General features: G+C 48.2%; 19 protein-coding genes and 1 pseudogene. 11 read left to right on the forward strand and 9 right to left on the reverse strand.

Translation table 11 applies throughout. The annotated features are described in order from the left end of the window. Positions 1-21: 21 nt before the first annotated feature. From tsf to B5E56_RS09625, 10 genes are all read left to right on the forward strand, one after another. Entirely contained in the window at positions 22-936 is a 915-nt protein-coding gene (gene tsf, locus B5E56_RS09575; RefSeq protein WP_087265659.1) for a translation elongation factor Ts, read from the forward strand. 1,041 nt (positions 937-1,977) lie between these two features. Further along, positions 1,978-3,489: a Mu transposase C-terminal domain-containing protein gene (locus B5E56_RS09585; protein WP_087389501.1), complete on the forward strand. Its 1,512-nt coding sequence runs from the start codon at positions 1,978-1,980 to the stop codon at positions 3,487-3,489. Next, positions 3,486-4,814, forward strand: coding sequence for an ATP-binding protein (locus tag B5E56_RS09590; RefSeq protein ID WP_087389502.1), 1,329 nt, complete (start codon positions 3,486-3,488; stop codon positions 4,812-4,814). Before B5E56_RS09585 ends, B5E56_RS09590 begins: the two co-directional genes overlap by 4 nt. A gap of 606 nt (positions 4,815-5,420) precedes the next feature. Further along, positions 5,421-6,077, forward strand: coding sequence for a hypothetical protein (locus B5E56_RS14905; RefSeq protein ID WP_242958891.1), 657 nt, complete (start codon positions 5,421-5,423; stop codon positions 6,075-6,077). Next, on the forward strand, positions 6,068-6,370 hold the full coding sequence (locus B5E56_RS09600; RefSeq protein WP_087389505.1) for a hypothetical protein: 303 nt from the start codon (positions 6,068-6,070) through the stop codon (positions 6,368-6,370). The genes B5E56_RS14905 and B5E56_RS09600 overlap by 10 nt, the downstream gene beginning before the upstream one ends. Positions 6,371-6,372: 2 nt before the next feature. After that, positions 6,373-6,726: a hypothetical protein gene (locus B5E56_RS09605; protein ID WP_087389507.1), complete on the forward strand. Its 354-nt coding sequence runs from the start codon at positions 6,373-6,375 to the stop codon at positions 6,724-6,726. Beyond that, positions 6,723-7,007, forward strand: a complete 285-nt coding sequence (locus B5E56_RS09610) for a hypothetical protein (protein ID WP_087389509.1) — start codon at positions 6,723-6,725, stop codon at positions 7,005-7,007. Before B5E56_RS09605 ends, B5E56_RS09610 begins: the two co-directional genes overlap by 4 nt. 64 nt (positions 7,008-7,071) lie before the next feature. Next, a complete protein-coding gene (locus tag B5E56_RS09615) occupies positions 7,072-7,701 on the forward strand; it encodes a recombinase family protein (protein ID WP_087389511.1) in 630 nt (209 codons plus the stop codon). 22 nt (positions 7,702-7,723) lie between these two features. Then, positions 7,724-8,047 (forward strand): UpxZ family transcription anti-terminator antagonist, encoded by a 324-nt coding sequence (locus tag B5E56_RS09620; protein ID WP_006574468.1) that lies wholly within the window; start codon positions 7,724-7,726, stop codon positions 8,045-8,047. 36 nt (positions 8,048-8,083) lie between these two features. Continuing rightward, positions 8,084-8,431: a hypothetical protein gene (locus B5E56_RS09625; RefSeq protein ID WP_087389513.1), complete on the forward strand. Its 348-nt coding sequence runs from the start codon at positions 8,084-8,086 to the stop codon at positions 8,429-8,431. A gap of 1,790 nt (positions 8,432-10,221) precedes the next feature. Here the strand turns inward: B5E56_RS09625 and B5E56_RS09635 are convergent. Further along, on the reverse strand, positions 10,222-10,488 hold the full coding sequence (locus tag B5E56_RS09635) for a type II toxin-antitoxin system prevent-host-death family antitoxin (RefSeq protein ID WP_087389517.1): 267 nt from the start codon (positions 10,486-10,488) through the stop codon (positions 10,222-10,224). A 485-nt stretch (positions 10,489-10,973) separates the two neighbouring features. Between B5E56_RS09635 and B5E56_RS09640 the strand changes: the two genes are divergently transcribed. After that, positions 10,974-11,243 (forward strand): type II toxin-antitoxin system Phd/YefM family antitoxin, encoded by a 270-nt coding sequence (locus tag B5E56_RS09640; protein ID WP_087389519.1) that lies wholly within the window; start codon positions 10,974-10,976, stop codon positions 11,241-11,243. Positions 11,244-11,337: 94 nt separating this feature from the next. Here B5E56_RS09640 and B5E56_RS09645 read toward each other — a convergent pair. The 8 genes and pseudogenes from B5E56_RS09645 to B5E56_RS09685 all read right to left on the reverse strand — a co-directional run. Continuing rightward, positions 11,338-11,574 (reverse strand): annotated as a pseudogene (locus B5E56_RS09645) (transposase); the annotation flags it as partial. Between the two features lie 92 nt (positions 11,575-11,666). Beyond that, complete coding sequence (locus B5E56_RS09650; RefSeq protein WP_087389522.1) at positions 11,667-11,858, reverse strand: hypothetical protein; 192 nt, start codon at positions 11,856-11,858, stop codon at positions 11,667-11,669. Positions 11,859-14,517: 2,659 nt separating this feature from the next. Continuing rightward, positions 14,518-14,838 (reverse strand): helix-turn-helix domain-containing protein, encoded by a 321-nt coding sequence (locus B5E56_RS09660; RefSeq protein ID WP_242958892.1) that lies wholly within the window; start codon positions 14,836-14,838, stop codon positions 14,518-14,520. Positions 14,839-15,184: 346 nt separating this feature from the next. After that, a complete protein-coding gene (locus tag B5E56_RS09665) occupies positions 15,185-17,032 on the reverse strand; it encodes a DUF262 domain-containing protein (protein WP_087389526.1) in 1,848 nt (615 codons plus the stop codon). An 82-nt stretch (positions 17,033-17,114) separates the two neighbouring features. Beyond that, on the reverse strand, positions 17,115-20,171 hold the full coding sequence (locus B5E56_RS09670) for a type III restriction-modification system endonuclease (protein WP_087389528.1): 3,057 nt from the start codon (positions 20,169-20,171) through the stop codon (positions 17,115-17,117). A 12-nt stretch (positions 20,172-20,183) separates the two neighbouring features. Then, complete coding sequence (locus tag B5E56_RS09675) at positions 20,184-20,771, reverse strand: hypothetical protein (RefSeq protein ID WP_158098703.1); 588 nt, start codon at positions 20,769-20,771, stop codon at positions 20,184-20,186. Continuing rightward, on the reverse strand, positions 20,768-22,786 hold the full coding sequence (locus B5E56_RS09680) for a site-specific DNA-methyltransferase (protein ID WP_087389532.1): 2,019 nt from the start codon (positions 22,784-22,786) through the stop codon (positions 20,768-20,770). The genes B5E56_RS09675 and B5E56_RS09680 overlap by 4 nt, the downstream gene beginning before the upstream one ends. Then, positions 22,787-23,644, reverse strand: coding sequence for a hypothetical protein (locus B5E56_RS09685; RefSeq protein WP_087389534.1), 858 nt, complete (start codon positions 23,642-23,644; stop codon positions 22,787-22,789). Positions 23,645-23,804: the final 160 nt, after the last annotated feature.

Genomic DNA, 23,804 nt, shown 5'->3' on the forward strand with positions numbered 1-23,804 from the left:
TGAGATGGAGGTAATGTGATCATGGCAATCACTGCAAAAGACGTACAGGCCCTGCGCGAGATGACCGGCGTGGGCATGATGGACTGCAAGAAGGCCCTCACCGAGGCCGAGGGCAACATGGATAAGGCTGTTGAGATCCTGCGCGAGAAGGGTCTGGCTGCTTCTCAGAAGAAGGCTGGCCGCATCGCCGCCGAGGGTATGGCTTACGCTACCGTGGTGGACGGCATCGGCGTGGTGGTCGAGGTTAACGCCGAGACCGACTTCGTGGGCAAGAACGAGAAGTTCGTCGACTTCGTGAAGGGTGTTGCCGCTGTTGTGGCCGCCAACAAGCCCGCTGACCTGGACGCTCTGATGGCTCTGCCCTATGGCAACGGCCGCACCGTGCAGGAGGAGCAGCAGGAGATGGTGCTGGTCATCGGCGAGAACATCAAGGTCCGCCGCTTTGCCTTCTTCACCGATGGTATCTCCGTGCCCTATGTCCATGCCGGCGGCAAGATCGGCGTGCTGGTGAACCTGGAGACCAGCCTGTCCGCCGAGCAGGTTGAGACCGTTGGTAAGGACGTGGCCATGCAGATCGCCGCTCTGAATCCCCGCTTCTGGGATAAGAGCCAGGTGGATCAGGCCACTCTGGACGAGGAGAAGAAGATCCTGCTGGTCCAGATGGAGAACGATCCCAAGATGGCTTCCAAGCCTGAGAAGGTGAAGGAGGGCATCGTGGCTGGCAAGCTGGGCAAGTTCTATAAGGAGAACTGCCTGCTGCAGCAGGAGTTCGTGAAGGACAACTCCATGACCGTGGAGCAGTATATCGCTTCCGCTGCCAAGGCTCTGGGCGGCGCTGTGACCTTCAAGAACGCTGTTCGCTTTGAGAAGGGCGAGGGCATCGAGAAGAAGCAGGAGAACTTCGCTGAGGAGATCGCCAAGCAGCTGGGCAAGTAATTGTGTACTTGTCCCCCCGCAAACAAGCACATTGTCCCTAAATAATGACTCACAAAAGAGTCCGAGGAAATTCGTTTCCCCGGGCTCTTTTTTATTTATTTTCTGTTTTTAGCCCGGGTTTGGCTTGATTTAGAACTAATTTAGAATTTTTTGAGAAAGAGATTGGGCGAGCAGCTTGTGGTCAAAATGGTTGGACAAACGACCAGGTTGGAGTGGGATGATCACATGGTATCTAAGGGAAATGGCAATTAACTCAAAAAATTGACAGCGAAATTTGAATTAAATGAAAAATTTGCGGGTAGTATCATCAAATTTTTGATTTAATTCAATTTTTGGACGCAAAATTTTGAGCTAATTCCGTGCCATCATCAAAATTTTGAGTTAATTCAAGGGAGATAAGCAAAAATTGCTGGTACAGAAATAGCTGGAGGAGTAACTATTTAGGGGGGGCAAGATACATGGAACGGACGGGAGAGCGCACACGAGACATCCGATTTTACAGTAACAAGAACGGAGATATCGTATGCCTGCACAGTAAGTGGGCGAGGAATTACGCACGATGGTTGGAGGAGCAAGCGTGGGTGCAGAGTTATCAGGTAGGTTGTCCTCTGGATGCCGACATCATGGGCCGCATATCACGGGCGGGCATACGCACGGACTACCTACAGACCGGGTGGGCTACCGACTTTGTCATCCGGTACGCTGATGGACACAAAGGCGTAAGAGAGCTAGTGCAGCGAGGACAGTTGAAGAAAAAGGCCCATGTAGAGCGCCTGGAGCTATCTCGCAGGTACTGGGCGGCGACCGATACGGAGTGGATGGTGGTGATCGTAGATGGATAGACCACTGCGCTTTGTGAAACGATTGGGCGCCATATATCGAGTTTTGCTTGAGACTCCGGCCGGCTGCTGGCTGACTGACTGTAACGGCCCCTCTCCACCATTTTTTGAGGTCAGCTTGGACAGGTATGAGCGAGTACCAGCACCGAATAGTTGGATGGACGAGCACACTATAACACCGGCTCAAGAAGTCCGCCTGAGGATGATCCAGCCGATGATGGACTGCGACGACTGCATCTCAGACAAAACCCTGCGCTACAAGATGGCGGCAGAGGCGGCACAGCAGCACCAGACTACGACACGCCGCATCCTGCGGCTGTACTACCGGTATCTTGCCACAGGACGACTCACGCAAAAGCGGACACAGCAGGCCAGCAAAAGCAATCAGATGATAGAGCGGGCAATCCGGCGATACTATTTTGGTGCCAAACGGCTATCCCTAAGATCCGCTTATGAGATGATGCTGCTGGAGGACTATGTGGGACCCGAGGGAGAGATGGATAGCGATGCTCCGACATGGTCTCAATTCCGGCACTACTACTATGGACACGGGTTTCATCGTGATCCTCAAAAAATCATTGCCCGGGAAGGCCTTACCAAATATCAGAGAGACCATCGGCCTGCATGGGGATCCTCTGCCGGATGGCGGTCACAGCCCGGGAGCTATCAGATGGATGCCACACAGGCGGATATCTACCTGGTGTCCAGGCAGGAACGATCCATCGTGGTGGGCAGGCCGTATATCTACTTGGCGGTAGACACAGCCACCCACCTGATTGCTGGTGTCTATATCGGATTTTCATGCGATGAGACTGCTGTGATGGCTTGCATTGAGCAGGCCACTATGGATAAGGTAGCATATTGTGCCCGCTATGGAATCGAGATCACTCCGGAGCAATGGCCATCTGCTGGGATGCCATCGGAGATCATCACGGATCAGGGGCGTGAGTTTTTTGGTCCCAGAATGTCGGAACTATGCCGCCGGTATGGTCTGGAAGTACTGACCTTACCGCCATTTCGGCCGGACTGCAAGGGGGCCGTCGAAAAAACGATTGATCTGCTGCAGCAAAGATACAAGCCTATGCTGCGGGGCCGTGGCGTAATCGAGGATGACGCACAAGAGCGATGGGCTACCGACTACCGCACGCAGGCAACCCTTGACCTTGATGATTTTGCACGGGTTGTAATCCACTCTGTACTGTACCTAAACAGCGGGAGACTTGTCGATGGCAAGACTCCAGCAGAAAGATGGACGGAGCTATCACCCCGATTGATGGCGGTGGATCCTCAGGAGCTGCACATACAGACGCTGCCACGGGATACCGCCAAGCTGACCCGTAAGGGCCTCCGGATCAATCGTATGTGGTACGCCCCGGATGATGCAGATGGGTTGACCATTGGAGACAGCTATACGGTTGCCTATGACCCGGCAGACCTGCGCCGTATCCATATCATCTTGGCTGACTGGATCTGTCCATGTCATGCAATTGGGATTGGCCAGCCGCTTTCCGAAATTGAATGGGAAAAAGCACATAAAGCAGCCAAGAAGAACAGGGGAGCGGCCCGTGCAAAAGAGACAGCATCAAGTATTGCCGCCACCCAGGCCATCCGAGCCATCATTGAGCACGCAGATAGTCACAGGGAGACAATACAGCGAGTCGATGGAGAGCAAATTAAACAGGACAAGCTCACAGAAAGGGGGCAACTGACATGAGCAAGTATCCAGCTGGCCATGCGGCCAGCGCCATCTATGAGGGCTCATCAGGCAACCCATACCTGGACGCCATGCCCGACATGCTCTCACCGGAGCAATTTGCCCGGGTCATCGCAAGTTACCCACCTATCCCCCATGATCTGGCTCAGATGTCGCCTGAGGAGCGCCGGGGGCTGCTGCCGTCTCTGGCATCCATCTATGTGCCGATGCCATACCAGTACGCCATCTATGACACGCTATACCGGGCAATCGCCACGACATACCGTACGGCCGATGTGGTAGAGTCGACCAGGGCAATCAACGCCTACTACTGCGGCCAGAGCACCGACTATGCCACGCAGGCAGACAGCGGGTCAATCTTAGGGGTTCCAGGGTGCGGCAAGACGGCCACCGTGCGCCGATGTCTATCCACGATGCCACAGGTGATCGAGCATGTGGAGTACCAGGGGCAGCCCTTGTTCTGTAAGCAGATACTGTGGCTCCATGTTGAATGTCCGAGTGACTGCTCGGTCAAGACGCTTGGATTTGGGATTATGGCCGCACTTGATCGGGCTATCGGCTCAAAATACTTACAATCAACACAGGGTCTAAGGTCGGCCTCGGCATCTGCAATCTCAGTACAGACAAAAATCCTGCTTACCAACCATCATGTGGGGCTATTGGTAGTCGACGAGATCCAGAATGCAGTGCTGACCGCCCGTAAAAACCGTCAGGAAAAGCCCCTGCTTAGGTTTTTGGTCGAGCTCACCAACGAGACGATGACCTCAATCTATTTTGTTGGCACCCCAATGGCAGAAGAGCTTTTTGTATCCCAGGAGCATCTCAAACGGCGCACCAGAGGTATCCGACTGGCCCCATTTAAACCAGATGGTGCGTACTTGGAGTTTGTCAGCAGAATCTGGCCATACCAATACACATGGCAATTGGCAGAGCTGACTACCTCGCTTACCAATAAGCTATACGATTGCAGCGGTGGCATACCAGCCTACATCATCAAGATATTTGGGGAATCACAGGTCCAGGCCCTGCTGCAAGGTCGTAGCTGCATAAATGAAAAAGTCATTCAGCAAGCGGTAGACATTTTGGCTATCAAGGTGCCCCGGACTTATGCAGCGGGCACCCACATTTCGGACTTTGAAATTGGGGTACAAGCGCCAGAGCCGCCTCCAGAGCAAGAAGAGGTGCCCAGGAAATACGCAGTCAAAAGAGGCCGTAAGGCAGCACAGAGGGATGATGGAGATTTACTTGTTGCGTACAACAATAAAGTGGATATCCAGGCTCATCTCAGTGAAAACGGATATCTGGAGGCGGATTATCATGGGTAGCCCAAAGACGCACCGGGGCACTGTTGCACTTGCACATCTGATGGTCTTGCACTGATGCTGACCTATTTTCCATCCCCATACCCAGACGAGTGGTGGTACTCGGTCCTTTGCCGTTACCATGTGCAATCTGGGCACCCCAAGCACGCAACCACCATCAGTGAGTTGTACAATGGCCGTCCAATGGTGCATGGCAGGCTTGTCCCAGGTGGTGACTGCACCGCCGTCTTATCCAATTTACCGCCAGGGGTGCTGTCGATCGATGATGTACTGGCCAATCATACCTTGCTGCCATACTATACCAGATTCTTTCAAGCGGATAAAAAGCGACAGGTATGGGATGCATTACGGGCTGGCCATGGATCAGGAATTACCAGCGTTCGAACGCAGACGCCAGATGGTACGGAGGGGCTCAAATTCTGCCCTCTCTGCTATCGAGTGGACGAGTCGAAGTATGGGGAGCCATACTGGCACAGGGTCCACCAGATACCATTGATGCCATTATGCCCGACCCATAAGATCCCGCTCGTATCCGTGCCAGTCAAATTCGCACGCCTTTCGGAACTATTTCTTCCGCTGGCATCTGTTCGCATTCAGGAAGCTGAAAGCGTGATTGAAACATGGATGGAACCGCTGACAGATATGATTACTGCTCTGTTGTGCGGTAACTATGCGCCAACAATCGGACACAGCAACCTACACACGGCGTTGATCGCACACGGATATGGAGAGGATCGGGTAAGCCGATATCAATCAATCGATGTATCAAAGATTCAGCGGGCCGTGCTGGAGTACTATGGGCAGCATATCTACGAGCAATATTTTGGAAAACTGTCCGCCTCCGTGATGGCAAGAATGACACGATGGCAGTTATCTTCGCCAGATCGGTATGCACTGCTCGCTGTGATGGTTGGGATGGATGCAGACACTCTATTTGGGCCGGCCATTGAGCCAACCGATCCACTGCTGGAGCGGTTACTGCGTTACAAGGCGACCGGCCTTGTCTACGGCAAAAATGACTTGGCTGCAAAGATGGGCATCCAACCCGGGCAGCTGGACTCGTTGTCGGCAAAGTATCATATAGAGCCCTTTTGGCGGCAGATCCGGCAGGAGCGCAACCGGTGTATCCGGTTGTTGCTAACAGACAATGAGTATGATGTTATCGCACGAGCAGCGAAAGAAAACGGCAACACACAGCTTGCTGTGTTTGTAAGATCAGTCATCTTGGAGGTTTTGAAAAACAAGGAGGAATTGTTATGCGAATGAAACAGCACCGGCGAATATTAAAGGAAGTATTGGAAACAGACGAAAAAGAACGCGAGCAGGAGATTGAGCGCATGATGCCAACATTGTGCAGTTTAGTAGATGACGCCACCTATATAACAGGGCTGGAAGATGGCGTAGGTGCATTGATAGCGCTGTACATCCTGTGTACCAGTCACAATATCAATACCGTTGATTATTATCAGGATATTAAAACCCGCTTGATGAATCTGATCGATCATCTGCAGGATAATATGCTGCGAAAATTCCCTCCTCAAGGTTCAACGGAGGCCTAAGTATGGACAAGTATCGCAAGATTTTGCAGGTAGCGAGAGAAAAAAGCGAGAAAAAAGATCAGCTGAAAACGGCAGAGGTCATCGCAGAGACTATGTGTCTGTCGGTCGATGAGAGCCCGCACATGATTGCCGTGGAGGATGGGGCAGCAGCGATTGCCGCTATGTATACCCTGTGCGTAGATGATGGACTCAACACTGTAGCGGAATATCTTGAACTCAAGGATCGCCTTGATGGACTCCTGGGCGACATGCACGACAAGATGCGGGAGATATACCCGGTACCTGCGCAGAGGGATCCAGGGGACAAGTCCATGCCGTGCATTGGCGCCGATGCGGTCCAGGAGGAGTGTATATGATATGGATGGATAGTTACGCCAAGATCCACGCACTTACTTTCAGCTGGATTTCCTGCGAGGATGACTTGACTGATTGGACGGATGAGGCCCTATGGCCTCTGATATCCCACGCTGATATCGAGTCCATGATGTGGGCCATGTCTGCGTTTGTGGCGATTACCTCCAGGCCACCCCCTGCTGGTGTTAACCCTCGTGTCTACCGGCTGGCGTGTAGGATAATTGCCGATAAAATTGAGCAGGCAATCGAAGCAAAGCTCAAAATGGCAGAGGTGTGTCCATAAAGCATGTGATTGGCGTTACACACGGGAGGCCCCTATTTGGAGGCCTCCAAGAGGGGGAAATGAGGTGAAATCTGCAACGAAAACGGCAGAGGGGATTATCGTTACACATGGGTATGCCAGATGCAGCACAAATGAGACCCGTCAAGTTATCGACCGACAAGTGAGGGAACTCAAGGCAGCTGGGGCAACCAGAATATGGATGGAGTATGAGCACGGGGATGCCGAAATCAAAGAGCAGCAGGCTATGATGTGGGATACAGTCCATCCTGGGGACACAGTAATCATCACAGAGCCATCCCGCCTGTCTCGCTCGGTGCAGCAGTTTTGCTCTATCGTTGAGATAATCAAGTCCAAGCGCATCAGGCTACAAATCTTAGGGAGTATCACTATCGACTGTAGAACGACTGAGCCGGACCCGATGACTGTGGCCTTTCTCCAGCTCATAGCTGTCTTTAGCGAGCTTGAATTGAGTATGATCCGGGCCAGAGTGCGCTCCGGTGTGGCCAACGCCAGGGCCAAAGGCAAACAGTTGGGCCGCCCGCCCATCACGGTAGAGCGCATCCCAGATAGTTTTTTTCGATACTATGTGAAATACCAATGCAAAGAAATCAATGTGACAGAGCTGGCCAGACTGGCACAGGTAAGTCGCCCCACAGTCTACCGATATTTGTCCGCCATTCGGGCTAGGAAATAAAAAAGAAGGAAGGCTAAGTGATATGACGGAATGCTACCGCTATGCTGTCGACACCTACGCGCAGATGACAGAGGATGAAAAAGCGAAAATCTCCCTGGAGTTGCTATATAACGCCATCTGTTACTATCATGGTGAGGCAGAAGAAATCGTACAAGAGTTGCTGCGCATGGATCAGGAAACTCTTAGCAAATTTGAGGCCTCATTAGCTGCAACGAGACAGCAAGTCAAAAAGATGCATCAGGCTGCACTGGCTGCAATGTCTGCCCTGAGACAGTCTGTATTTGCGTCCGGAGATGTGGAAGACATCTTATTTTATCGCATAGCCAATAACCTGCCCATTGAATAACACTAGGGACTTGCTAGTAATCAGGAGATATATCACTTGGATAAGGAGGAAATCATTATGAAAAAAGAAGGAAATACTAATCCGACTGTGGATGAAATCCTTGAAGAGATTGAAAATGCCGGACTGGATGTCCCGAAGGTGCAATGCAGCATCTGCGGCAGGGATAGACCGGCCCATGCTGTATACACATTACCGGAGGTCTGGCGCCATGGGAGACGGCTGGCGCTATATATGCTGGGCAAGGCGCCCAGGCCGGCGCCGGTGGACGAGGAGGCAATGATCCGCAAATATGGGTACACGGCCCGGGATGTATTTTGCTGTGACTGCTGGCTGGATCTCATCCTGGATGGTGTGCATAAACACGGAGAGTCAACTGATAAATAGGTGTTTTGGTCAAGATTATTAACATGAAAAACATCGGGCTCGATCGCTTGATCGGGCCCGATAGTTTGTTTTGGTACCGCATTGAATTTATCCGACCAGGTATATTGTGGCTTGACTCCACATCAAAATAGCCTGATCCGGTGTTTGTGCCAATGAAGTCCATCCTGTTTGCATATATACTATATGGACAGGTTGCAAGTGTGGATATCTCCTGACCTGTTTATCTTATTTGCTTATTTGCCTTGTACACAAAGAAAAGAGACAGACAGGTATGCACTCCCGATTGTTTTGTTGCATCTTTGGCTCGCATTTTCTAAAACCCGCTGCAAGACAACCTGTAGGTACCCTGGTGTTTATATAATGCGTCAATAAAGCAAGGGGAAACGAATTAAAATATTTAAATAATCGCATATTATGAAACTATTTTATTGCAAAACAGTTGGCTGTTGTATAAAACAATGAACACTGGATTTGTGCCGCATAAAAAATTTTTTAGGAATTTTAGTTCTTATATTATTTCGAAAAATGTCAAATAACAATGTATTTTATAACTTTTATTAAAGAAAATCGTTCTTTGTTTTGTCAAACAGAGAAATTTGTGGAATTGAATCCGAAAACACGCATAGGATGTAATAGACATAGCCAGACAGCGCACGGAGACGACGGGGCTAGTACAGGAGGAGACCCATAATTCCTGACGAATCCCCCGCAGCGGGCTGGCTGCATACAGACTCTTTCCGGTGCATCCGGAAACGGGGGTTTAGGCGATCACGGCCCTCGATATCAACAAGCGCGATTAGGTCTGGCGGAGCCGCTGCAATAAATCCGCTCGGGGGAATGTGTGGGAAAGATGATCCAAGAACTCCCGTCAACCGGGTGTGCCTGTCCGGGAATAGAAATTAGGCAGGAGGGTTTCTCGCCGGCGGTGAGCCGGGGGAGCTTGCTCAAGGATGGTCGCCGAGGAGCGAGAATACGGCGGAGAGCAGGCTGGTCGATCATCGCTGACAAGATCAAATGAGGTCTTGGACTCCCCTGAGCAGCGCAAAAGAGTCGTATTATACTCTTTTCGCGATGCTCAGGGGGTGTTGCATTCTTTTCAAGATAAGCTCATGCCTTCCAGCCTTATCTCGACAGCCAAGGCTCATGATTCTTTGACACAAAAGAAATGCGCAGTGAGTGTGGTCCATTTGCCAGGTGCAGGTGTGGCAGCGCCTTTGGCTCATGGCCTCCCAGGGCAGGTACAGGGTGGTCAAGACGCTTGACTCAAGGGCTTGCCTCCAGTGGTCTGCCAGGCAGTCTTTCAACATCTGACTGATTTCCCCCTGCAGCACAGGACGCAGTCAGTAATCCGTTCCGGTTTCACAGAGCCAATATCAACAATACCTACTGGCTTGGACAGGGGTGCTGATTAACTCATCCACAGATGTATTTAATGGTTTACCTTGCTGAAGCGACAGGATAGACACGATTGCAGTACAGGAGGTAGTCAGTAATCCACTCCGGTTACACAGAGCCGATATCAACAATCCCCACTGGCTCGGACAGGGGGTGGTGATTAACTCATCCTCAGAAGCGTTCAACAATTTACCTTGCTAAAGCCTTGGGGTGAACACGATTGTAGCATAGGACGCAGTCAGTAATCCGCTCCGGCGTTGTGGAGGCTTGTGTTATAACTCTTTTTCCGGCTCACCATGCGACTTCATGAACTATCCGGAATTCCCGGATAGTTGTATTCTCTGTCAGTTCGGCATCCGCATGGAACGGTCTGACACACTTTGTTCTTCTATGAGTCACGCCTCCGATATCACGCGATCCAAATAGGCCGACACTTCATCCAGCGTGTGATCTGTAACCCCATGAAAACGGTCTTCTTCAACAGCCAGGAGTTGTTCCCACAGTTTGAGCATCTTTTCACGCCGAGTAAAGTTCTCGATGTCCATGACCACCAGGTCACCTTCACCGTTTTTGGTCAGGTAAACAGGTTTCCCAGTTTCCCTGCAAAGATTTGCAATCTCATCGTAATCTTGCCTAATAGCTTCAGATGGACGAATGTTCATATGGAAGCCCTCTTTTCAATTTGGAGAGATAATTCTTGGCAATGGACACATCATATTTCTGGATCTTTCCGTCCGGATACTGCTTCAAGAAGGTCAGGTACATCAGCATGAGAGTCGGCTCCCTGTTTTGCTTTCCCGCCTGTCATTTGGAGCCACACCTGTTCTTTTAACATTGATACCATCATACCACATGAGGGATATTCAGTCCAATCCACATTCGCAGGATTAGCTATTTATCCGCTCAGCGCTCATACATCGGTTTCCGCCCCGTCCTAGAGCCACCGCCCTCTGATTACCTAGTGTCCGGAAATTGAGGCTGCGTGATCGGCGGATATCGGCAAACTTTGCACCAAACTACTATCATAGACCACACTCGAAGACGGTCATTGACAATTGACTAAAAGCGGGGACGGACGGCTCCTTGGATAAATCGCCTGGATATTTCAGCATAATCATGCTAAAATTCTCGCAAGGAGGTTGATATTATGAATATGGTTAGACCTGTTTCTGATTTGACAAATAACTTTGTAGACATATCAAAGACAGTTCATGAAACAGCTCAACCTGTTTTCTTGACGAAAAACGGATATATTGATATGGTGGTTTTGAGCATGGAGGCATTCGAAAACTTGCAGTTCGGAGGTGAAGTATATTTCAAGTTACAGGAGGCTGAGAAAGAAACTGAGTTGACAGAGCAACGCTATTCCTCCAAGGATGCGCTGAAGGCGATGAAAGACACCATTGGAGGGGAATAGGTTGTATAGTTTAGGTATTTGCTTGCTACCCGAAAAGATGTGCTTAAAACCCTACGACTTATCAGTAGGATACTGCAAAACTCGGACGCAGCGAATCTTCAATGTGGACATACGCTTTCTCATTTAGCCCACTGATGGTGGAGGGAGAGACCTTGCTGCCCCACAGGGCCTCGGTGATGTCCTCTACACGCCGGACTGATACACCTGCCAGGTACATTTTAAGAGTCTCTTCCACACTACTCTCCCGGCGGCGATACCGTTCAATGATGGCAGTTTCAAAGGAGATTCCCTTGAGCTTAGGTACCTTGAGAGTGACATCCCCAGAAGTGGTGGTGAGGTTAATGAAAAATATCGGGCTCGATCGCTTGATCGGGCCCGATGTTTTGTCCTGTTACCGTGATTATTTTTACATGATTGGGGGAATTATGCTTGTTCTGTTTGTGCCTCTTGGTCCGCTTTTAGATAAGCAATAGCTTTTTCTGTGTCATAGATACACCAATGGCAAAACTGGTTGATCAAATCTCCGATGCTAATACCCATGGGCTTGATCAGATCTTCGACTTGAGCCATTAACTCACTATCGATTGTAATTGTGATAATTTCTGTCTTACCCATATCAATTGGCTCCTATGCAAACTTTTTGATGCACTTACAATCTACGCGATTGTTAGCAGCCTGCAAGATGTCCTTGCAGACTTTGTCCAGATGCTGGGGTAATTTCTCGGCTTCTTTGTTTATGATCCTTATATTTACTATCTTATCAGAGAGTTTTGTGTCCTGCAACTTTTTTATTCTACGGTTACATTCTTTTGCACAAAGAAAAATGCATTAAAATGTTTAAATAATCTCTAAATTAGAATATTATAAAACTATTTTTCCGAAAAACAGTTGGCTGTCGTATGAAATAATGAACACTGGATTTGTGCCGCACAAAAAATTTTTAGGAATTTTAGTTCTTATATTATTTCAAAAATGTCTAATAAAAATATATTCTGCAACTTTTATTGAAGAAAATTGTCCCTTGTTATATAAAACAATCAAAAAGTGGAAATACAAAAAAAGAAAACCGCATAAGATGTAATAGACATAGCCAGACAGCGCACGGAGATGAGGGGCTAGTACAGGAGGAGACCCATAATTCCTGACGAATCCCCAGCAGCGGGCTGGCTGCATACAGCTCTCTCCGGTTCATCCGGAGACGGGGGTTTAGGCGATCACGGCCCTCGATATCAACAAGCGCGATCAGGTCTGGCGGAGCCGCCGCAATGCGTCCGCTCGGGGGAATGTGTGGGAAAGATGATCCAAGAACTCCCGTCAACCGGGTGTGCCTGTCCGGGATTATAGAAATTAGGCAGGAGGGTTTCTCGCCGGCGATGAGCCGGGGGAGCTTGCTCAAGGATGGTCGCCGAGGAGCGAGAATACGGCGGAGAGCAGGCTGGTCGATCATCGCTGACAAGATCAAATGAGGTCTTGGACTCCCCTGAGCAGCGCAAAAGAGTCGTATTATACTCTTTTCGCGATGCTCAGGGGGTGTTGCATTCTTTTCACGACAGCCAAGGATCTCATGATTCTTTGACACAAAAGGAATGTGCTGAACGGTCGGTCCATTTGCCAGGTGCAGATGTGGCAGCGTCTTTGGCTCATGGCCTCCCAGGGCAGGTACAGGGTGGTCAGGACGCTTGGCTCAAGGGCTTGCTTCCAGTGGTCTGCCAAACAGTCTTTCAACAGCTGACTGCCTTCACAAAAGCGCAGAACGCAGTCAGTGATCCACTCCGGTTGCACATAGCCAGTATCAACAATCCCTACCCGATCGGACAGGGTTGCTGATTAACTCATCCACAGATACATTTAATGGCTTACCTTGATAAAGTTGCAGGGTGAACACGATTGCAGTACAGGACGCAGTCAGTGATTCCCTCCGGTTGTACAAACCGGTGTTAGCAATCCTCAGCAGCTCAGATAGAGATTTTTCAAATAATTCATACAAGAAACTCTTAAATCTATGGCATATAATCCTATTTTTTATTGGAAGCACACAAAAATGAGTAGAGTGTCGATGCTAGAAGAACGCATTAACGGGCGAGAAGTGATGGCCTATGTCCAGGGTAAGTACTCATACCATAGCACATCCAAACTGACACGCACGATTAAGGCGCTGGGCTTGGACCCCGAGGAAGAGGACAAGACCTGGGCTGTAGTTGTTGGTGGCCGAGCTGGAGCGGCCTGGAGCGCTGGCTACAAGATGGCTATTGTGCGACTTTGATGGTAACAATGTGTCCAGCGCCTGCAGTCCCTCTTTGGAGAGATAATTCTTGGCGATGGACACTTCATACTTCTGAATCTTCCCATCCGGATACTGCTCCCAGGAGGTCAGCCTCATGTGCGGCTTTTCTGCTGAAACATTGGGTCTTTAGTCTCCCTAATAGAGGCTGCCTCCTTTCCTGGTTTTCTTATCTATATAATATGCGGTTGCAAAAACTGAAATTTTAGTTGTTCGGTGCGCTTTATACCACCGGAAGAAAAGAGAGCGTCGCAGCTTCAAAACTGCAGCGCTCTCTTTGTTGATCATGTAGTTTGCGCAGACTGTAGGTGGATATGGAGATTATAACCCCAGCTGGCAATGTCCAGGTGTGTTAAACGAAGAAAGCCCCCTACCGTATGGTGGGGCTTTTTTAGCAATTGTAATATGCATCTAATATATTTTCAATTTTGGCAATATGCGTCTTATATCTATCTAATATTTAACTAATAGTTGACTAATAAGCAAGCAATATGTGAAATATGCAGATAATATGTAGATAATAGGCAAAATGCCTCTGGTGTATCTAAGAGCAGCGGATGGGGGCTTGGGCAGGTCTGCTGCAGCAGGCGGCTGATAGCTGCACAGACCTGGAGGGGTGACGATAAAATTGGCCAATCTATAGGTGATCCAGCAGGAACACTTATGCCGGCCCCGGGACAGAAGACAGCAGAATGTAACTGAGAATTGTGTTTGAAACAACAATGAGAGTTTTACACCCGGTTCTATTTTCGCCGAACACCCCTACCTCCCTGGCAATCTTGGTTTTTGCTTTGCCATCCGTACTAAAATGGTATCCGCACCGGCGTAATCCCGGCGTAAAACAGTATGGAGTCATGAGCTAAAACGCAAAAAACCGTGGTATCTGCGGCTATATTACTAATATAATTTGCACTATTTCTTGTTCGGGTTTAGAAAGCACAGGGATTGGATGTATTGCGGCAACGGGACAGTCACATCACTCAGACAGCACGACTACACAGTTTTCTTTGACGCTCGCTGCTGGATTTTTAACTGAATATCCTGTAATTTTTTCTGTAGGATATCATCTTTAGCAACTAAAAGTAAGTCAGCAGTCATATCGTTGAGCGCATGTAATACATTGGCATAGGCCCCAATCGACACGGAGGGAGAGCCATTTTCAATTTTGGCCAGAGTCTGCCGACTGATTTTTGCACGATCCGCAGCGAGTTGGCAAGATATCCCTCTGCGGAGCCGAGCAAGACGAATCTGTGCACCCATCTGAGCCAGTATCTTACGGGTAGATGGGGTAACGATAATTGATTTTTTGCTCACGACTACCGCCTCCTGTTATAATGTTTTAGATAACAAAGAGTGTTGCATTCTTTGTTGTGTCTTTAAATTTGTAGGATACAACGAGCCAAAGATATTGCTGCGCCATATCGGCAAGATAATATAAATCTTCGCTAAACTCTTTTTGTGAAAAAGAAACGGGTGGGGACTTTCACACAAAAGAATTTTTGGGGAAGGAATGCTTGCTAGTAAGCTCGACTGCCGTATCTTTGGCTCATTATATTCTGAGGGTGTCTTTAATCGGATGTATGCCCAATCCCCAAAGAAGGATATGCCGCAAAACCAATTATTTTACGACATATCCTTCACTTAGTGCCATGGTCGCTGGTTACAGCCCAAAGATGAACCGAAGTATTCTTTCGCTGGCCCTATCCGTTGCGGCTGCAATATCGGATTTCTTCCAATATGGTTTGTTTTTATCCTGGTACTGGGAGACCAATGCGCGTGCAAGTGGATATTTGCTATCAATATAGCCTGTTTTATTTTCAAGTTTAGTTGAGACCTTTGTGCGGAACCATTCATTTCCGATTGCTCTATTGATTTTTTCTTCTAAAAGTATTTTGTTGCCTAACTTATTTACAAGCCCGGCAAATTCAGCTTCGTTCTCAATCTCAGCATCAGCTCTGATCTCCTGAAGATTATTCCCGCTGTGAGGCATGATATGTTCAATATCACATTTTGCTCCAAGTGTAAAATCAGCTTTTGTTTCTTTTGAAAACAGGTATTCGTTTAGATATACAAGTGCATTTCCGTCATAATCATGTAGTGCTGCGTCTATTACATTGCTGTCCCAATTAGCACTAATATGTTCACAGAAATCGGCTTCAATTTCATCTTCTGAAATCGTTTTGTCTGAGAGCTTAGTCTCTTCTTTAAACAAGAATGTTTTGAAATATTTACTTGAGTACCCCGCATCGCCAAGTTCAAGAAGCGAAAATAAGCGAATCAGGCAATTAACAATGGGCTCTACATTTTCCGCTGAGATATCTTCCTCATTGAACCTATAAAAATAGCTGGCCAAAAATAATTTTGAGTTTTCGTTAAATTTTAATAATACCTTTACCTGAGTGTAGTCTGAAACCTGTTTCCATATCTTGCTTAATTTAATCATATCCGCACACATTTTAATCGGATCAGAAACCGGAACCTTGTTAATTTCGGTAAAGTACCTCCTTAACCCGGGGGTAGTGACATTGATTGCTCCCGTATCACTAATAGTTTCGTGATTAACGGTACGAATATAATACATATATTGCATCAAAATAGAGTTAATATCTGCAATACCGATTATTTCCAATTCATTTATAATGTCACCCAGTTGCCTCCACGAATCTGCAAATTCTTTCTCTCTTCCAATTCTCTCTGCTGCTGCATACAGTTTAGCGGAGATGATATCCGAATCATAAAGAGGTAGCCCATCAGAATTGAGAGAGTTAAACATTGTAATGGCTTGCTCAACCTGCCAACTCTTAATTTCAATGACTTCACAATTGTCAGTGATTGCTTTTGCAATATTGTTCAGTTGGGAATCTGATAGTTCGCTGATTTTGTTGTAGAAAAATTTGAAATTTCTAAAGAAGTTGGTATACCGGTTGTCTTTTTGCTTATATTTAATTTTGGTAACTCTTGCTTCTGCTGATTCATAATCTGTCACTTGTAGAATCGTTTCAAGTTCAGTCTTGTATTGTTCATTTATTGAAAAATTTTGGAGGATAATGGCGCGATGACATATCTCGGCGTCTTTTTCCGAATTAGGGGTGTCCGAAATATCCTCTGTTTCTGCCTTATATAAAATACCCATGATTCTTCTTCTGCGCTCTTGCAGTCCACGGCGAAGGCTGGCAGAGTCATCATCATTTGAGGTCCGTTCGATTGCGATATTGGTTCTGATCAACAGTGCCTTTAGGAGAAGTAAAAAAGTTGTTGTCCGCTGCTGCCCGTCAATCAGCCCATATTTCGTATCATTATCCTGACAGTTAATAATGATTGTCCCGAAAAAATATCTGTCCTTGCTTTCGCTTTCGACAAAATCATTGATGTCTTGCCACAGCTTATCACAATTCTCAATTCCCCATGAGTAGGCGCGTTGATATTCCGGTATGGTAAATACGGTATCCTCATCAAGTTTTAGGTAATCACCAATTTTCTTTAGCTTGGGTTCTATATTCTTAGCCATCTTAAATCCTCCAATACGATGTTGGTGGTAAAGATTACATTCAATGGTTATTACAGCGGATAGCCTTCCGGTTTCACAAATATTAAGAAACCAGATTCAACAGCTGATCAAAATCCTTTACCACATCATAGGTAATGCTGCTGTTGCTGATTGCCGCAAAGTGGGCCTTGGCACACTCGATTTTGGCCTCTTCCACGCCGCGCAGCTCCATAGTGTCATTGCTTCCTTTTGTCTCCGCAACAAAATAGACATGCTTCACAGTGCCTTCGTGGAAAGCAATCGCCCAGTCGGGGCTATATTTTCCAACCGGCGTAGAGATGAAGAAGGCCTTGGGCAATTTTACATAGAGAGCAACCTTTTCATTGATGTCAAGCTGTCCGGCGAACTTGCGCTCGCCATCCGAATCATAGATCAGATAGTCATAGATGCTTCGGTCCACCGGCATGGCATTCTGCCCCAGTTTTCCCCGCAGCGTGGCAGCAGTAAAGATATCAGTATCGTAGACCGCATCCAGCTTGTTATAGGCGATATGCTGGATAATGGCCGTGGCCTTTTCGTTGTTGATAATTTTCCCCGCCTTGAGAATGAACTCCTCCGGGTTGAGGCGGTACATGGCAAACTTCTGCGGAGCCATCCCGGCAAGGATGGCCGCAACCGTAGCGCGGGTCAGACCGCTTTCCTCCACCAGCTTGCCCACCAGATCGTAGCGCACACTGCCCAGAACAGAATGATCCGCCACTTCCTGATCCGCTTTCCGCTGCTTGAAGCCTTCTCCCTGGAGCAGCTGATCCTTCGACTGAATCTTCGATTCCTGCTCACCATATTCCTTTTTCACAAAAATACGGGAGACCTCCAGATGACCGTTCAGCTTGTCAATGGCTTTCTGAATAAGATCCTTGGTGTCAAAAGAGACCGTATAGAAGGATTTCTGGTTGATCTTCTCCCAGAGAGCCAAGAACTTCTTCTTTTTCAGCTTGTCGGGATCCACCTTGGCCTCTACATTATTTCCGTGGGCATCCTCAAGCTCCACAGAGTGGCTGTCATAAATGGTGGACAGGATGGATACCACGGAAGCGGCGCAGTCCTTGACCTCTTCGGCCACCTGAACGGTGCCGCTGGCTTTGTCGGTGTAGTACTTGTCCGTCAATTCGCCACGCTTGACATAGCCGTTTCCGATCAAATCCTCGTAGATAGCCTCTGCCAAATCGCGGGTGACCTTGACGGTATCCCCGTTGGCATTGGTGAGTACCTTGTCCAGGAACAGCTGTACATCCACCTTCTTGGGCCGGTCAGCCAGGGACTCAGCCAGGCCGGATTGTAACGCCTCGGCGAACTTACCGAAGGCCATATCAGTGACCAGGGTCAGCTTGTTCAGCTCCTGTACCTCGCTGCCCAGTACGCTCTCGTCCATACGCTCACCCTGCTGGTTGACGCACAGGCGCAAGCCCCGCCCGATTTCCTGACGGCTGCGGATCTCCGACTCGCTCTGGGGCTTCAGGGTGCAGATCTGGAACACATTGGGGTTGTCCCAACCTTCCCGGAGGGCGGAGTGGGAGAAAATGAACCGTACCGGCTCATCCAGACTGAGCAGCCGCTCCTTGTCCTTCATGATCAGGTCGTAGGCATCGGCGTCATCGGAGGTCTGGGTTTTGCGATCCACCTTACTCTCCACAAAGCGAGCCTTCTTGCCCTTTTTCTTGTCGATGGAGAAGTAGCCTTGGTGTGTCTCATGGGCGGAGATTTTATCCAGATAGCTGAGATAGGCCTCGTCGCCAATCTCCCGCTGGAGCTCGCTTACCACATTTTCATACTCTTCCTCAAACATCCGAGCATACTCGCCGTTACGGCCATCGTCGTTATCGCCGTCGTACAAGCGGTATTTGGCCACCTCATCGATGAAGAACAGACTGAGTACCTTGATGCCCTTGGGGTAGAGATCCCGCTCCCGACGGATGTGGGTGCGGATGGTTTCACGGATCTGGACACGCCGCTGGAGGGCGGTCATCTGCTCATTGCCCTGGATCTGTCCGGCGTAGAGTTTCAGACCATTCAGGAAAGTGACCGAGTTGTCCCGGCCGTCAATGCCGTCAGGCAGGATCACATAGCGGTCGGAGTACTCCTCCAGACCGTTGGACAGGGCAAAGAGGTCATCACCGCCGCTGACTTTTTTGACCACGGTTTTGGTGCCGGATGCCCCCTTGACCTCGAACCCCAGGCGGGCGGTGGGTGCCTTGTTTTTGTAGAGATCGATGCCCTCCAGATAGACATAGCTGTTGGTGGCGGTGGAGCCGGTGAGGGTGACACCCAGAGCGGCAATTTTCTTTACCAGGTGTTGATTGTAGGCATCCATGGCGTCCAGCCGGTACACCATGTTGTACTTTTCTTTGTGGGTGGCAGAGTAGCGCAGGGTAAAAAGAGGATTGAATTTCTTCAGGCTCTCCTTGGTCTGCTTGCCCTCCACGCTCTGGGGTTCGTCAATAATCAGGATGGGATTGGTCTTTGCGATGATGTCAATGGGCTTGCGGCTGCGGAAGGTATCCAGCTTTTTGTCAATGATCCGCTGGTTCTTACTGGAGTTAAACGCCTGCATATTGATGATCATCACATTGATGGCACTGTCTGAGGCGAAGCGGTCCACCTCGGTGAGCCGGTCGGAGGAATAGATAAAGAACCGGATCTTCTTGCCGTACTCCCCTGCAAAGTGCTCCTGGGTGGTCTGGAGAGACTTGTAGACGCCCTCTCGAATGGCCACCGACGGCACTACGATGATAAACTTGCTCCAGCCATAGCGGGCGTTGAGCTCGTACATGGTTTTGACATAAGTATAGGTCTTGCCGGTGCCCGTCTCCATCTCAATAGACAGATTGATACCCGGCCCGGCCAAAGTGTCGGAGGGCCTCAGGCCGCCCCGGCGCTGGACAGCGTGCAGGTTGTCCAGAATGCGGGCATGGGTCAGCTCCGGCACCAATGGGTGGTTCCGGAAGCCGGTATCCGTCATATCCATGCTCTGCTGGACATTGGTCATATCACCCAGATCCAGACGGTAGGTGGTGGTGCGCATGGGCTGGCCGTTGAATACATCGCAGACTGCTGCAGCTGCCTCCGCCTGAAAGGGCTGGTGTTTGAATTGAAGTTTCATGCTTTTTCACCATCAACTTTGGTTTTTAAGTATGTCATCGTTGCGATACAGACTAACAATCACAGACTTGAATGCAGAAAGCATGGCATTTTCTACATTGCTTTCATCATAAGTACCCGGGAGAACTATTCCACTAATAGGGAATTCAATCTCGTTGAGCCACCACTTATCGAGTTTTCTATACAATTCTAATAGCTTGAAAAACCATTGAATATTCTCCAGGGGAACGCCTTCAATGATAAGGCGCGGCATTTCATGCGCATAGGTATTTCTAATAGATTTGATTTGTAAAAAATCAGAATAATCTTGAGCACTCATAGCTCCTTTGTCTTGCAACCATAACATGGTAGCCTTTAGTGCATCTTTGTTTCCGTTTTGATCAATCACTCGGTTTTTGATTTTTTCGCGATACAGCGCAGTCTCTCCGTAATTTAGTTTTCCATCTTTAATACCGAGATCACATAGGAAGGCCTTTACATTCTCTATAAATGTTGCGGTAAAATTTTCGTATAAGGCAATATAGAGGGCCATAAAGGTAAGATGATTTTGAATGGTGTCTTTATCAGAAATGTTCTGTAAAAACTCATTTTTCTCCATCAAATCACCTTCACCTTAGTATCCGGGGAGAGGTTTTTGAAGATCTCCGTCACATTGATCTTGGCGTCGTCGGAGGCGAAGGCGCTGTCCCGGAAGACGGCGCGGAGGGGCTGCTGCTTTGCCATATACTCCACCACGGAGCGGGGCACATTGGGGCTGAAGCAGGCCATGAGGGCGCCGTTGTCCACATTGTGGACGGTGCAGCCGTCCAGGTCGGTGCTGGTGTGGGGGAGGTGGATCTCCACGCCCCAGTCCAGCAGGCAGGCGTAGAGCAGATCCATATCAGTACGGTCGTCCTTGATGTTGGACACGAGATTGAAGATGGACTGCTGATCCAGCTCCTCCGGCTGGTAGTACACATCTTTCATGTTACTGCTGTCCACCCGGAAGACCCGGAAACCAATGTCCAGATCCTGTGTGCCCAGGGGGTTGTCCTCTTTGATTTTGTCCCCGGCCCGGCGGATGCGCTCCTTACCAATATCACATAGTGTTTTATATTGCGGAGATGCGCTTTCCTCTGGCACCTGAACAAGAATAAACTTTCTGTGTCCACCATCCTGCGCATTTTTGCTCATGACTGCATGGGCAGTGGTAGCAGAACCAGAGAAAAAATCCATAATAATGCCGTCTTTGTCAGTTGAAATGGTAAGTATGCGCTCTATCAACCGGGCTGGTTTTGGTGTGTCAAAGACAGCCACGCCATCAAACATCACTTTAAGCAAGCGAGATGCTTCATCTGTGTGTCCTGTTTCGCTATATGGCCAAAGATTTGTAACAGGCCGCCCTCCCATCTGCTGTAAATAAGCCTTGCGGCTTAATGCACCTGTCCCATTTCGAGAAAAGAAGAATTCAGGGAGCGGACCTTTCTGATATATCTCTGTCGCTTTTTGTCGAGCACGAATAGGATCTTCCTTCAGAACAATTGCCATTACATCTTTCCGAACATCATCCACTGACACATTGCATACTTGGGCGCGGGCCTCATAGTCTTTGATGTCTTTTAATTCATACTCGCACCATTTACACATCGCTTCCAGCATCTGTTCTTGACCCAAACTCCAATGTCGTCCTTGTGGCGGATAATTTAATTCACCCGTAATTGGATTTTGGATTGCGTAGACCATCCCTTGATGGGCTATGGAATCTGGTGCACTGGCAACAATATTTCTCCAGTCGCCTTTGGGGTCATTATCAGGATTCTTATACTTTGAATCCATAGATTCAGTGCGCTCAAGCTTTCGAGGCTGCCAATCCACACTCCTGCTATAAACTAAAATGTGTTCGACTTCTGCCGGAATTCCTTTGGCATCGTTGCGCATAGAATAAGTCCTCTGCCACGAAATGTTAGCAACAAAGTTGCTTTCACCAAAGATCTCACCACATATATTCAGAAGATTGGCGCATTCATTATCATCAATTGAAATAAAAATAACGCCGTCATCAGTCAGTAGATTGCGTGCCAGTGCCAATCTGGAATACATCATACTGCACCAATCAGAATGAAAACGGCCATTACTTTCCGTGTTCTCAAACATCTGCTTTTCATCTTCATCGTACATTCCCATCTGCTCGTTCTCTTCCTGCTGGGAGCGCTGGAACTTATCCCGATAGATGAAGTCGTGGCCGGTGTTGTAGGGCGGGTCGATGTAGATCATCTTCACCTTGCCCAGATAGCTCTCCTGGAGGATTTTCAGCACCTCCAGGTTGTCCCCCTCGATATAGAGGTTCTGGGTGGTATCCCAGTCCCGGCTGTCCTCCTTCACCGGACGCAGGGTCTTGGTAATGGGACGGGCGGCCTCGGCCTTGGCGGCATTCTTACCCACCCAGGTGAACTCATAGCACTCGTTGCCGTCTAACACATCCCGGCTGAGCAGCTGCTTGAGTACTTTAAAATTGATACCCTTCCGGATTTGTCCGTCCTCGCCCTGCATTTCCGTAATAGCAGAAGGAAAAAGCGCCCCGATTTTTTCGATATTCCCGGCCACCATATCCGGGGTTTCAAATTTCATTTTGTCCATTTATGGATTTCCTCCTGAAATTGTCGTCTTCAAATCATCGATATCATGCATTCGCTTCATATTGTCTAACTCCAAATTAGCCAACAAAATCATTTGATATAGCTCATCATACCAATGTTCCAAGTCTGTCGGTGTCATAGAAGCTACCGCTTTTTTATAGTTCTTGTCTCCCTCAGCACAATTGTTGTGCCGGAGATTTAAATTGTTAAGCATAAAGAAAATTCCGCTCTCCAATGCGTGATTAATACCTTTTAAAACATTTCTTTTGGGTTCTAATTCTGCCCCCATTGTAAGAAGAATGCGTTTTTTCGCCTCAAAGTTTCCCTGCAATGTGCGGTGATTATATCGTATAATTTCAAAAGCTGTTTGGGGTTCTACGATTTCTGCTACGGCAGTTACCTCAGGCTTGTCCTCAACTACTATGAGTTGCTCTGCTTCTGCATTATAATATGCTTTGTAATTAAAATCAGAAAGACAATCATCGAGTAATTTTTTAAGTATATCATAAGTTATATAGAATTTAGGTGGCTTCTCAGCTAAATATCGATAGTTTTTTGCAAGATACCATAGGTTATAGATCCCCTCGATTCTGTCTAAATACGAATATAAATTGATTGTCTCATAGGGATCAATCGGATAGCAAATTGTATTTAGAAAATCATCTATATCGATGCAATGCCCTCTGTTTTTCCAGCTATAAAAGCAATGTTGCTGCACAAAACTTTTTAATGTAGATTTTTGACCAAAACCTTGCTCCATCATGTAGCGTTTTTGAAAAAGCTCATCAATCCGAAACAAATTGCTTTCGAATGATTTATAGTTCTGTTCCAATAACTTGAAGATGTTATTCCGTTCCATATAAATCTCCAATTTCTTTTTCTATGTGAATAAGTTCCCGTCGAATCTCCATTTGCCTGCTGAGTTGCTTTTCCTTTTTCATCTTCGCTTTCAGCTGGGAGATCTGTTTTTCCGGCTTCTCCCGCTGCTAGGCGTGTTCTACAGCCTCTTTCAGGCTCTC

It is taken from the genome of Flavonifractor sp. An112 (genome assembly GCF_002161085.1).
GTDB classification, from domain to species: Bacteria; Bacillota; Clostridia; order Oscillospirales; family Oscillospiraceae; genus Flavonifractor; species Flavonifractor avicola.